Genomic DNA, 11,755 nt, shown 5'->3' with positions numbered 1-11,755 from the left:
AATGAATAATATTGAAAATGAAATTAAAATTTTACTAAATTTATTTAATAGTGCTAAATATGATATCTTAATCAGTAAGACAAAAAAGCTTATTAAAAAAATTCCTGAATATTTAATTTTATACAATATTTTAGGATCTTCCTATCAAAGTATTGGTGATCTAAAACTAGCTCAAGAGACTTTTCTCAAAGGTTATAAAATGGATCCAAACAATATAGCAATCATGAATAATTTAGCCAATGTTTACAAAAATATTGGTGAAATTGAACAATCTGAAGATTTATTCAAAAAAATAATTGAAAAGAAACCTGATTACATTAATGCCTATGTTAATTATGGTAATCTTAAACGAGATAATAACGATTTTGAATTTGCTATAGATCTATACAACAAAGCTTTAAAGATAAATTCACAAATTCCAGCTGTTCTATATTCTTTAGCTCTTGCATATCAGGGTTTGGGTAAATTTGAACTTGCAATTGATTATGCAAAAAAAACTCTTGAAATAGAACCAAAATTTACTCAAGCTGACATGTTAATTTCTCAGTCAAAAAAATATCAAGTTAAAGATTCACATTACGAAGAAATGAATTCTAAAAAAGATAATCTAATATTAAATGATGACCAAAAAACAAATTTATTTTTTGCCCTTGCAAAAGCAGAGGAAGATATGGGTTTAATTGAAAAATCATTCAACAATTTGGATTTAGCTAATACAATACGTAGAAAATCATTAAACTTTAATATCAATAATGAAACTAATTTTTTTGATCAATTAAAAAATATTTTTTCAAAAGCTAAATTTGACACAAATATTACTGACACAATAAATAAAAAAAAAATAATATTTATTCTTGGGATGCCAAGATCTGGCACTTCTTTAACTGAGCAAATAATAACCTCTCATTCATGTGTTTTTGGGGCAGGAGAACTTCCTCAGCTCTCTAGAATAGTCAAGACTAAGCTTATGATGAATGACGATTTATCTGAAGAAAATATATCCAATTTATTTTCAAATGAAGAATTTGTTAATGAATTAAGAGCTGATTATCATGATTTTTTAAAAAGATTTAACGCATCTGAGCCTTTTATAACTGATAAAGCTCCATTAAATTTTAGATGGATTGGCTTTATTAAAATACTTTTTCCTAATTCTAAAATTATACATTGCTCAAGAGATCCAAAAGATAACTGTCTATCAATTTTTAAAAATTTCTTTGAGGGGGGATTAGATTTTGGATATAATCAAAAAGAGCTTGGTACATATTATAATCTTTATTTAGATCTTATGAGATTTTGGAAAGAAAAATTTCCCAATTCAATCTATGATGCTCGATATGAAAAAATTATTGAAGATCCGGAAAATGAAATTAAAAAAATGATAAAATTTTGTGATCTAGATTGGGAGGAGAGTTGTTTGAAATTTTATAACAACAAAACTCCAATTAAGACATTAAGTACTGCACAAGCTAGAAAGCCAATTTATAGAAGTTCAAAAAATTCTTTTGAAAAGTTTGCGCCTTATCTTACTGATTTAAACAAACTAATTTAAATTTTAAACAAAAAAAAGCCCCAATAAATTGGGGCTTTTTCTATAATTTTTAAACTGTATTAGAATGCGAAAGAAACAGCAATTTCTGTCATTTCGTCATTTGTTCCAGCAGAGTTGTCATTGTTAGAAACTTCATTTCTGTTTCCAGCAATTTTCATTGAACCCATAGTGTAAGCTATAGCGATACCTTCTCCAGACTCTTCAACATCAGCTGCTGAAGGATTTTTGAAAGTAACATCTCTTTCACCGTAAGATACTGAAAGATTTTCGTTTACGTTAAACGCTAATCCCCATGCTGCAACTTCTTGGTCAACTGCAGCAACTCCACCTTTATCAATGTTTGATACTTGGTAACCAAAAGTTACTGGTCCCATTGAGTAGTTAGCGAAAGCAGTCATATGCTCATCGTCACCACCTGGTGTAGAATCAGCTTCTGTTCCAGTTATTCTTTCACCATAACCAGCACCTAGTGCTAAGCCATCGATACCTAACATTGAACCGTCAGTAGTTAATGCAAAGTCCCAAGCACTTCCACCAGCAGCTGATGATGATCCATCAGAGTTAGCAGTTCCTGAACCTTTTCTTGCAGCACCATTAAATGTTACTCCACCAAAAGTGTTAATGTAGTTAAATACACCTGTATTACCAGCTGCACCAACTAAACCATTAGCTCCACTAGTTCCATCTGTATCTAAACCATCCCAGATTTCTTCAGCAGCAGTCGGTGTTTTATCATCGATTGTAGCTAATCCTGATCCAGAACCTTGGTCAAATGCTAAAGTTCCCATATCACCCATATCAATTGATAATCTAGCTGATGACATACCAGCAAATTGATCTTTTGATGCTTGGTAGTAAGAAACAGTCATTCCGTTAACTTCACCTGAAGCAGTAAATGCTAGGTTAGTTTTCATACCAAACGGGTTACCAGTTACTTCTGTAGTGTCTTCTGAAGTGTAAGTTAACAACGTAGCACCACTTACTGTCATTTCTGCAGCGTTAGCTGAGAATGCAACAAGAGAACCAGCTAATGCTGTTAATCCTATTTTTTTCATATCATTCATGTTTATTCCTTTTGTTATTGTTTTCATTAATGAATGCATAATAAATATACTTAAATTTAAAAATTTGCTGTTTTTTATTATTTTTTAACAATTTTTTAGCTATTTGTTGCATAAATATCACATTTTTTATGACTATTTTGCTTATTTTTTCAAGCAATTTTCTTGAAAAGTGTTAATTAACTAAAAACCTTATTTGTACCAATGAACAAAATTTTACAATTCAAAAACATAATTTCAATTTTAATTTTAATCACATTTTCGCTAACGCTTAATTCTTGTGGAATATACAGAAAAACTGATGCTAGAGAAATTCCAACAAATGCTAATGATAGAATAGTAAAAAATGTTAAAGAAGGCAGAGGTTTTAAAATTGGCAATGTTGGAAACCGTGGTTCTGGTAAATTTCAATTTGCGTCCTCAAATCCATTATGGCGGGCTTCTTTAGAAAAATTAAATTTTGCTCCTTTAAACAATGTTGATTATGCAGGTGGAATAATTGTGACTGATTGGTTCAGCAACGAGACTTCCAATGAACAAATTAAAATTACTATTAGATTTTTAACAAACGAAATAAGATCTGATGCTATTAATGTTATTATTCATAAAAAAGTTTGTAGCACTCAAAATAATTGTAAAATTACTAAAATTGAAAATAATTTAAATAGTGAAATAAAATTCGAAATTTTAAAAAAAGCAGCACAAATTAAAAATAATGACGTTGCAACAATAAAAGAAGAAACTGGAGATTACAAAATCCCTGGAAAAAAATTTTAAGTAATTTAAATTGATTTATTATTTAATAGATTAAACCATTTTATATATGGATCCTGAAAGATATAATTTTAAAGTTGTAGAAGAGAAATGGCAAAATTATTGGCTTGAAAACAAAACATTCAGAGCAGAAATAATTGAAGGTAAAAAAAAGTTTTATTGCTTGGAAATGTTTCCCTACCCATCTGGGAAAATTCATATGGGTCATGTAAGAAATTATACTATTGGTGATGTTCTGGCTCGATATAAATCTCTTCAGGGTTATAATGTTCTGCATCCAATGGGTTGGGACTCATTTGGTATGCCTGCTGAAAATGCAGCTCGACAAAATAATTTAGATCCTAAAGATTGGACTGAAAAAAATATTTTTACAATGAAGGCTCAGCTTAAAAAGTTAGGACTTTCAATCGATTGGGATAGAGAAATATCTACTTGTTCCCCTGATTATTATAAACATCAACAACAATTTTTTTTGGAACTTTATGATAAAGGCTTAGTTTATAGAAAAGAAAATTATGTTAATTGGGATCCAGTTGATCAAACAGTTCTTGCAAATGAACAAGTAATTGATGGAAAAGGTTGGAGATCAGGAGCTCCTGTTGAAAGGAAAAAACTTAGTCAATGGTTTTTTAATATATCTAAATTTTCAGATGATCTACTGCAAGGTCTCGATCAACTTAATGAGTGGCCTAATAAAGTAAAAGTTATGCAAAAGAATTGGATTGGTAAATCTTTTGGTTGTGAAATAGATTTTAAAGTTGAGGGTAATCCAAACGTTAAAAGCATTAGCTGCTTTACAACTAGACCAGATACTTTATTTGGTTTTTCATTTTTAGCTGTATCAGTTGATCATCCAATATCAAAACTATATGAAAATAATGAAGAATTTATTAATTTTAAAGCCGTTTGTTCAAAAACAGGTACGACTGAAGAATCTATCGCACAAGCTGAAAAAATTGGATTTAAAACTAATTTAACTGCAATAAACCCAATTGATGAAACTAAACAAGTGCCTGTTTATTTTGCAAACTTTGTTTTAATGGATTATGGCTTTGGAGCAGTATTTGGCTGTCCAGCACATGACCAGAGAGATTTAGATTTTGCTTTAAAATATAATTTAGATGTCATTTCTGTAGTTAAACCTAATGATAAAGGAAATGATTTTAAAGTTTCAAAAGAAGCTTATACAGGGCCAGGAGTTATCTTTAACTCTAAATTTTTAGATGGCTTAAAAGTTCCTGAACAATCAATTATAGAAACTATTAAAATATTAGAAGAGAGAAAAATAGGAAAAAAAAAAATAAATTTTAGATTAAAAGACTGGGGAGTTTCTAGACAACGATATTGGGGTTGCCCCATTCCAATTGCTTACAAAAAAAATAAGGAAATTATTAAAGTTCCTTTAGAAAAACTCCCAATTAAATTACCTGAAAACATAAACCTTAATACCAATGGCAATCCATTAGATCATCAAGAAAATTGGAAGAAAATTATTATTGATGATGAGGAATGCATGTTAGAAACGGATACGCTTGATACGTTTGTGGATTCCTCCTGGTATTTTTTAAGATTTTGTTCATCTAAAAATGAAGATTTAGGTTTTGATATAGATGAAGTTAATTATTGGATGCCTGTTGATCAGTATATAGGTGGGGTCGAACATGCTATATTACATCTTTTATATTCACGATTTTTTACAAGAGCACTAGATTATAAAATTGATAAAATTAAAGTTAAAGAACCATTTAAAGGTTTATTTACTCAAGGAATGGTTTGTCATGAAACGTATAAAGATCAAAATAATAAATGGTTAAGCCCTGATGAAGTTTTCACTGAAAATGGAAAAGAATTTTTTAGTAAAATTAATACATCAGAAAAAGTAAAAGTTGGTCCCTCAGAATCAATGTCTAAATCAAAAAAAAATACCATTGATCCAGAACAAATGATTAAAGATTATGGAGCGGATGCAGTTAGATTATTTATCCTATCTGACAGTCCACCAGAAAAGGATGTACAATGGTCAGACCAAGGAATGATTGCATCATACAAATTCATACAAAAATTTTGGATATTGCATAAAAAAATAGTTCTTAGTTCTCAGCAGCCACAAAAAGAAGGTCAAATTTTTAGTGAATCTATAGAAGAGTTTACCAATCAAACAATAAATAAAATTAACGTTAGCTTAAATAAGTTTAGCTATAATGTTATCATCGCAAATTTACATGAAATCTATACTTTTTTTAATAAATTATTAGAGGAGAAGTCGTTTAATAAGAACTTAATTGCTAACTATATAAAAATTCTAACTATAATGCTTCCTATTACACCACATCTTGCAAGCGAATGTCTGGAAGAAATTACCACTAATAAAAATTACTCATGGCCTGAAATTAAAGATAGATATCTTCAAAGTAATCTGTGCAAGATAGTTATACAAATTAATGGAAAAAAAAGAGGTTTAATTTTAATGCAAAAAAATATTAAAGAGTCAGATTTAATTGAAGAAGTTAAAAAAACAAAAGAACTACAAAGATTTATAGAAGAAAAAATTATTATTAAAACTATCTTTATAAAGGATAAATTAATAAACTTAATTTTAAAATAATGTTAAAAAAAATTACTTTATTATTATTACTTTGTTTTTTTTGGAGTTGTGGTTATGAGCCTCTTTATCTAAAAAAAAATGATTTAAAGCAGCAAATAAATATCATCACTCTTAATGGAGATCAAAAAATAAATAAAATGATTGTGTCTTCTTTAGGAATCAAAGAGTATAAAAACTCAACTTCTGAATACGCCTTAATATTAAAAAGCTCAAAAAAGATAGATGTTATTTCAAAGGACAAAACTGGAAATCCCTCAGTCTATAGATCCTCTATTATAGTAAATTTTTCTCTTACCGATGATGACACGATCATTAAACAAAAAGAATTTTATTCAAGTTTTACTTATAATAATACTGAAAGTAAATTTGATCTTTCTCAATACCAAAAAAATATTGAAATAAATTTAATTAATGAAATATCAGAAAAGATTTTTATTTATTTAAGGACATAGGAGATGATTTTAAAATCATTTGAACTAAATAAATTAAAATTAGAAAATTATAATTTTTATCTTTTTTATGGAGATAATGAGGGTTTAAAAGAAGATACTATCAAAAATTTTTTTTTAAAAAAATATCAAAATAAAATTCATAGGTATGAGGAGAAAGAAATATTAGACAATATAGATGATTTTTATAATAATGTTTTTACAAAGTCATTTTTTGATAACGAAAAGCTTATAATCATAAATAGAGTATCAGACAAAATTAGAGAGATCATTGAAGAGTTAATAGAAAAGAAAACTGAAGATATTCAATTTATTTTAAATTCAAAAAATCTAGAAAAAAAATCAACTTTACGAAAACTCTTCGAAAAACAAAAATCAATTGTATGCATCCCGTTTTATGAAGATAATAATCAAACTTTAAACTCAATTATTAGTCTTTTTTTTAGAAATAAAAAAATCCCAATATCTCAGCAATTAATTAACGTTTTAGTAGAAAGAAGCAGGGGTGATAGAAAAAATCTAAATAATGAATTAGAAAAGATTGAAAATTTTTCATTAAATAAAAAAAATTTGAACATTCAAGAAATAATTAAGTTAACTAACCTTGCAGACAATTATAGTGCTTCAGAACTCGTAGATCACTCATTAGCTAAAAATACTAGGAAAACAGTCACTATTTTAGGTGAAAACAACTATTCAGACGAAGATAATATCATAATTATTAGAACATTATTAGCTAAACTAAAAAGACTAGTTAAAATTTATGAATTAGTTGATGAAAAAAATAATATTGAACAAGCAATTTCTGCTTGTAAACCACCAATTTTTTGGAAAGACAAACCTCTTGTTATTCAACAAATAAGGTCTTGGAAAAAAGATGGATTAGAACAGTTAATTTATAAAACTAATGAAATTGAACTTTTAGTTAAAAAAAACTCAGCGCTTGCAAAAAATATATTGGCAGATTTTATAATTAATAATTCAAAAAAAACTAATAATTAGATTTTATAATTTCAATTATTTTATTCAACTGATCTAGATCTTTATATTCTAATAATAAAGATCCTGAATTATTTTTTTTATTTTTAATTAAAACATTAAGACCAATTTTTTCTCTAATTGAGTTCTCCAAGACTTGTAGGTTAATATCCTTAGATGTTTTAAGAGAGTGCTTTTTAGTTTTAAATATTTTAACAAAATTTTCTGACCGTCTAACTGAGAGATTTTTTTCAATTATTTTATTTGCAACAAACTCTGCATTATCCAGACCTACTAAAATTTTTGCATGTCCTGCTGATAATTTTTGCGTTTGAATTAACTTTAAAACTGCTTTTGGAAGGTTGAGTAACCTCAAATAATTAGCAATATGGCTTCTACTTTTTCCAATAAATTGCGCTACTTTTTCTTGATCATATGAAAACTCTTCAATAAGACGCTGGTAACCCTGTGCTTCTTCTATTACATTTAAATCATTTCTTTGAACATTTTCAATAATTGCAAATTCTAAAGATTTTAAATCGTCTACGTTCGTTATAACCACTGGAACTTCGTGTAGCCCTGCTTTTTGTGCTGACAACCACCTTCTCTCACCTGCAATTATCTCATACTTTGAGTTATCTTCACTAGACTTTCTGACAATAATTGGCTGAATAATACCCCTCTCTTTTATTGAGTTAGTTAAATCTTGTAAACTTTCCTCATCAAATGTTTTTCTTGGCTGAAATTTATTACTTACAAGATCAGATATCGAAACTTTTTTGATATTTATTTCTGCTTTTATTTCACCTATTAAAGATGACAAACCTCTACCTAGGCCTTTTTTTATTTTATTTGCATCCATTATGCGGTGCTCCCTATTTTTTGTTCTTGATTAATAAATTCATCTGTAAAGTTAAAATATGATTTACTACCTGGACAAGATTTATCATACATTAAAACTGGCATGCCATGGGACGGTGCCTCGGACAGTCTAACATTTCTTGGGATCACTGTTAGATAAACTTTTTCATTAAAATAGTCTCTTGCTTCTTTTTCAACTTGTGTGGATAGCTTATTTCTTTTATCAAACATTGTTAAAAGTATGCCTCTAATTTTTAATTCAGGATTTAAATTAACTTTTATCCGTTCTATGGTTTTCATCAGCTGGGTTAAACCCTCCAAAGCAAAAAATTCGGTCTGTAACGGCACTAATAGTGAGTGAGAAGACACTAGCGCCATGACTGTAAGCAAGCTTAGTGATGGCGGACAGTCTATAAGCACATAATCATAAGTTGTTCTAGAATCATTTAAATAAGCGGTTAATTCGCGTTTTAAAATAAATGCTCTCATGCTATCATCAGCTGTCTCAACCTCAAGCCCAGATAAATCTACATTCGAAGTGATAATATCTAAATTTTTAAACTCAGTTTTTCTAATCACATCAGAAATGACTCTTGTTCCATTTAGCACCCCATAAATAGTATCTGTCGAGCCTTCTAAATTGGAAAGACCAAGACCCGTAGTAGCGTTTCCTTGTGGATCAAGGTCGATTACTAAAACTTTTTTCTCTTGTTGCGCTAAACCTGCTGCAAGATTAATTACTGTTGTTGTTTTTCCAACCCCACCCTTTTGATTTATGACAGAAATAATTTGCATTTAGTTTTTTAATTTTTTTTTTTAATGTTTTTTATATTTAATAAAAATGAATCCTCGCTCGTAATACTTTTTTTTTTTCAAAATCAAAATCCCAATTCATTAAAGTTTCTTCTAAAACTTTTTTTCCATTTTTTCCCATGAATACAATTAAATTTTTATAGCTGCTAAAATTTTTATAAACTAAATCTAAAATTATTGGTAAAGGTTTAAAAGCTCTTGCCATTATTGTACCCGTGTCTAAATTTTCTGCTTCAAAAATATTTTCTTGCATAACTTCAGTATTTAATTTTAAATCTCTAGATACTTTTCTTAAAAAAGAGCTTTTATGGTGACTTTTTTCGTATAAATGAACTTTAGCTAAATTTTTTTGATTTTTAATCATAATTGATATAATTATACCTGGCAAACCTCCACCTGAACCTATATCTGTTATAATATTACTATTTAAATCAACAAATTCAATAATTTGTGCTGAATCTATTATATGACGCTCTCTAATAACCTTATTTTTAGCTGTTTCTTTACTTATTATATTAATTTTTTCATTTTCTTCCTGAAGCATAGATATAAATAGATCAAACTCAAATAATATTTCACGTGGAACATTTTGGTTTTTTAGTAGTTGATAATTTTTAAAAATTTCTTCCATTAAGCTATTAGCTTAATAGACTTTCTTTTTACATGTGACAACAAAATATATACGGCAGCTGGCGTTATTCCATCAATTCTCAGTGCTTGTCCCATAGTTTTTGGTTTTATTTGTTTAAATTTGGCTTTTACCTCATTTGATAGTCCAGAAAGATCATCATAATTAACATTTTCAGGTATAACTAAATTTTCGTCTCTTTTAAATGCTAATATATCTGCTTTTTGTTTTTTAAGATAGCCTCTGTAATGAGCATTTATTTCAATTTGCTCGTCTATTTTTTTATCAAAATAAGGAATTTCAGGCCAAATTTCTCTTATTTTTTTCATATTAACACCTTTTTGAGTTAATATTTCATTAGATTTCCTTATAATACCATCTTTTGCAATTTTAATATCAAAATTGTTTATTTTTGTTGGAGATATTGAAGATTCAGACATTATTTTGGATATTATCCCTAATTTATGTTCTTTATCTTTAAAAATATCTTCTCTTTGTTTTGATATTAATCCAATTTTAATTCCTTTATTTGTTAACCTTTGATCGGCATTATCTGCTCTGAGACTTAATCTGTATTCTGCTCTTGAAGTGAACATTCTGTAAGGCTCTGCAACACCCTTTGTTACCAAATCATCTATCATAACTCCGATGTATGCATCTGACCTATCTAAAATAAATGGCTCTTCTTTCTTAAATGATAACGCAGCATTAATTCCAGCAATTAATCCTTGAGCTGCAGCTTCTTCATAACCAGTCGTCCCATTTATTTGTCCAGCAAGATATAAATTTTGAATTTTTTTAGTTTCAAGAGTTAAAAATAGTTCTCTAGGGTCAATATAGTCATATTCTATGGCATAACCTGGTCTAATTATCTCAACATTTTCTAAACCATTGATATTGTTACAAATTTCTTGCTGAACATCTTCAGGTAGTGAAGTAGATATTCCATTTGGGTATATTGTGTGGTCATTCAGGCCCTCAGGCTCTAAATATATCTGATGACGGTCCTTATCTGCAAACTTTACTATCTTATCCTCTATTGAAGGACAGTATCTTGGGCCAACCCCCTGTATACTACCTGAATACATCGCGCTTCTTTTTAAATTTTTTTGGATTATCTTATGAACTTTTTCATTCGTATAAGTCATCCGACATGAAATTTGTTTGTTTAAATTTTTTTTTGTTAAGAAAGAAAAAAAGTAAGGATCTTCATCTGCAAACTGTTCTTCTAAATTATCATACTTAATTGTTCTAGCATCAAGCCTTGGTGGTGTTCCTGTCTTAAGTCTTCCTATTTTAAAATCATATTTTTCAAGTTGTTCACTTAATCCTGTTGAAGGCTTCTCATTAAATCTTCCAGCTGGTGTTCTTTCATCACCAATATGAATCAAACCATTCAAAAATGTGCCCGTTGTTAAGATTAACTTACCACATAAAATTTTTTTACCTGACTTTGTTTCAAAACCACTTATAATGTTTTTATTAAAAATAAATTTTATTACTGGATCAGCAAAAATGCTTAAATTACAATAGTTTAGTAATTTTTCTTGCATATATTTACGATATAGTGATCTGTCTGATTGAGTTCTAGGTCCTTGTACTGCTGGCCCTCTGCTTCTATTTAATAATCTAAATTGTATGCCTGATTTATCAGCAACCTCTCCCATCACACCGTCTAAAGCATCTATCTCTCTAACAAGGTGACCTTTGCCGAGACCACCTATCGCTGGGTTACAAGACATCTCTCCTATGGTCTCAATTTTGTGTGTAAATAGGGCAGTGTTAACACCAAGACGAGCAGACGCTGCAGCAGCTTCACAACCAGCATGTCCTCCTCCAATAACTACTACCTCAAATGATAAATCATTTTTCATAAGTTAAATTTATAACTGATATAAATATTTACAAGCAGACAGTATTTTTTTAATAAATATTTCTTAAGTTAATTAAGGCTACGTTTTTATGATTAAAATTGAAGATTTACTTATAGCTATCAACTAAAATAGAGAAAATAGGCTAAAAAACCCCTTAAAT

General features: G+C 28.7%; 9 protein-coding genes and 1 pseudogene. 5 read left to right on the top strand and 5 right to left on the bottom strand.

Going from position 1 to position 11,755, the window contains the following annotated elements; all coding sequences use genetic code 11:
- Position 1 precedes the first annotated feature (1 nt).
- Positions 2 to 1,552, top strand: a complete 1,551-nt coding sequence (locus tag AC5SLN_RS06715; RefSeq protein ID WP_494593383.1) for a tetratricopeptide repeat-containing sulfotransferase family protein — start codon at positions 2 to 4, stop codon at positions 1,550 to 1,552.
- A 59-nt stretch (positions 1,553 to 1,611) separates the two neighbouring features.
- Here AC5SLN_RS06715 and AC5SLN_RS06710 read toward each other — a convergent pair whose 3' ends face one another.
- Positions 1,612 to 2,643 (bottom strand): porin, encoded by a 1,032-nt coding sequence (locus AC5SLN_RS06710; RefSeq protein ID WP_494593381.1) that lies wholly within the window; start codon positions 2,641 to 2,643, stop codon positions 1,612 to 1,614.
- A gap of 174 nt (positions 2,644 to 2,817) precedes the next feature.
- On the opposite strand from AC5SLN_RS06710, the gene AC5SLN_RS06705 reads away from it, so the two are divergent.
- The 4 genes from AC5SLN_RS06705 to holA are packed head-to-tail and all read left to right on the top strand — an operon-like array spanning position 2,818 to position 7,443.
- A complete protein-coding gene (locus tag AC5SLN_RS06705; protein WP_494593379.1) occupies positions 2,818 to 3,390 on the top strand; it encodes a DUF3576 domain-containing protein in 573 nt (190 codons plus the stop codon).
- 46 nt (positions 3,391 to 3,436) lie between these two features.
- The gene (gene leuS / locus AC5SLN_RS06700) at positions 3,437 to 5,992 is read left to right on the top strand and encodes a leucine--tRNA ligase (RefSeq protein ID WP_494593377.1); all 2,556 of its coding nucleotides are present in this window, start codon (positions 3,437 to 3,439) and stop codon (positions 5,990 to 5,992) included.
- Complete coding sequence (locus AC5SLN_RS06695) at positions 5,992 to 6,444, top strand: hypothetical protein (protein ID WP_494593376.1); 453 nt, start codon at positions 5,992 to 5,994, stop codon at positions 6,442 to 6,444. Before leuS ends, AC5SLN_RS06695 begins: the two co-directional genes overlap by 1 nt.
- Positions 6,445 to 6,447: 3 nt before the next feature.
- A complete protein-coding gene (gene holA, locus AC5SLN_RS06690; RefSeq protein WP_494593374.1) occupies positions 6,448 to 7,443 on the top strand; it encodes a DNA polymerase III subunit delta in 996 nt (331 codons plus the stop codon).
- Here the strand turns inward: holA and AC5SLN_RS06685 are convergent.
- The 4 genes and pseudogenes from AC5SLN_RS06685 to mnmG all read right to left on the bottom strand — a co-directional run bounded on the left by AC5SLN_RS06685 (position 7,433) and on the right by mnmG (position 11,595).
- Positions 7,433 to 8,281: a ParB/RepB/Spo0J family partition protein gene (locus tag AC5SLN_RS06685; protein WP_494593372.1), complete on the bottom strand. Its 849-nt coding sequence runs from the start codon at positions 8,279 to 8,281 to the stop codon at positions 7,433 to 7,435. The two genes, holA and AC5SLN_RS06685, sit on opposite strands and share 11 nt — an antisense overlap.
- Positions 8,281 to 9,075, bottom strand: a complete 795-nt coding sequence (locus AC5SLN_RS06680; protein ID WP_494593371.1) for a ParA family protein — start codon at positions 9,073 to 9,075, stop codon at positions 8,281 to 8,283. The genes AC5SLN_RS06685 and AC5SLN_RS06680 overlap by 1 nt, the downstream gene beginning before the upstream one ends.
- Positions 9,076 to 9,083: 8 nt before the next feature.
- Positions 9,084 to 9,724: pseudogene (locus AC5SLN_RS06675) on the bottom strand (16S rRNA (guanine(527)-N(7))-methyltransferase RsmG).
- Complete coding sequence (gene mnmG, locus AC5SLN_RS06670; RefSeq protein ID WP_494593369.1) at positions 9,724 to 11,595, bottom strand: tRNA uridine-5-carboxymethylaminomethyl(34) synthesis enzyme MnmG; 1,872 nt, start codon at positions 11,593 to 11,595, stop codon at positions 9,724 to 9,726. The pseudogene AC5SLN_RS06675 and the gene mnmG overlap by 1 nt, the downstream one beginning before the upstream one ends.
- Between the last annotated feature and the right edge of the window lie 160 nt (positions 11,596 to 11,755).

The sequence above is a fragment of the Candidatus Pelagibacter sp. PS_31 genome, from assembly GCF_059417865.1.
Note: the sequence above shows the minus strand (reverse complement) of the source record. Positions and strands in the feature narration are given on the sequence as shown.

Coding starts and splice junctions, on each gene's coding strand:
- AC5SLN_RS06680 (WP_494593371.1), bottom strand. CDS start 9,075: ATGCAAATTATTTCTGTCATAAATCAAAAGGGTGGGGTTGGAAAAACA.
- AC5SLN_RS06710 (WP_494593381.1), bottom strand. CDS start 2,643: ATGAAAACAATAACAAAAGGAATAAACATGAATGATATGAAAAAAATA.
- AC5SLN_RS06695 (WP_494593376.1), top strand. CDS start 5,992: ATGTTAAAAAAAATTACTTTATTATTATTACTTTGTTTTTTTTGGAGT.
- AC5SLN_RS06685 (WP_494593372.1), bottom strand. CDS start 8,281: ATGGATGCAAATAAAATAAAAAAAGGCCTAGGTAGAGGTTTGTCATCT.
- leuS (WP_494593377.1), top strand. CDS start 3,437: ATGGATCCTGAAAGATATAATTTTAAAGTTGTAGAAGAGAAATGGCAA.
- holA (WP_494593374.1), top strand. CDS start 6,448: ATGATTTTAAAATCATTTGAACTAAATAAATTAAAATTAGAAAATTAT.
- AC5SLN_RS06715 (WP_494593383.1), top strand. CDS start 2: ATGAATAATATTGAAAATGAAATTAAAATTTTACTAAATTTATTTAAT.
- AC5SLN_RS06705 (WP_494593379.1), top strand. CDS start 2,818: ATGAACAAAATTTTACAATTCAAAAACATAATTTCAATTTTAATTTTA.
- mnmG (WP_494593369.1), bottom strand. CDS start 11,595: ATGAAAAATGATTTATCATTTGAGGTAGTAGTTATTGGAGGAGGACAT.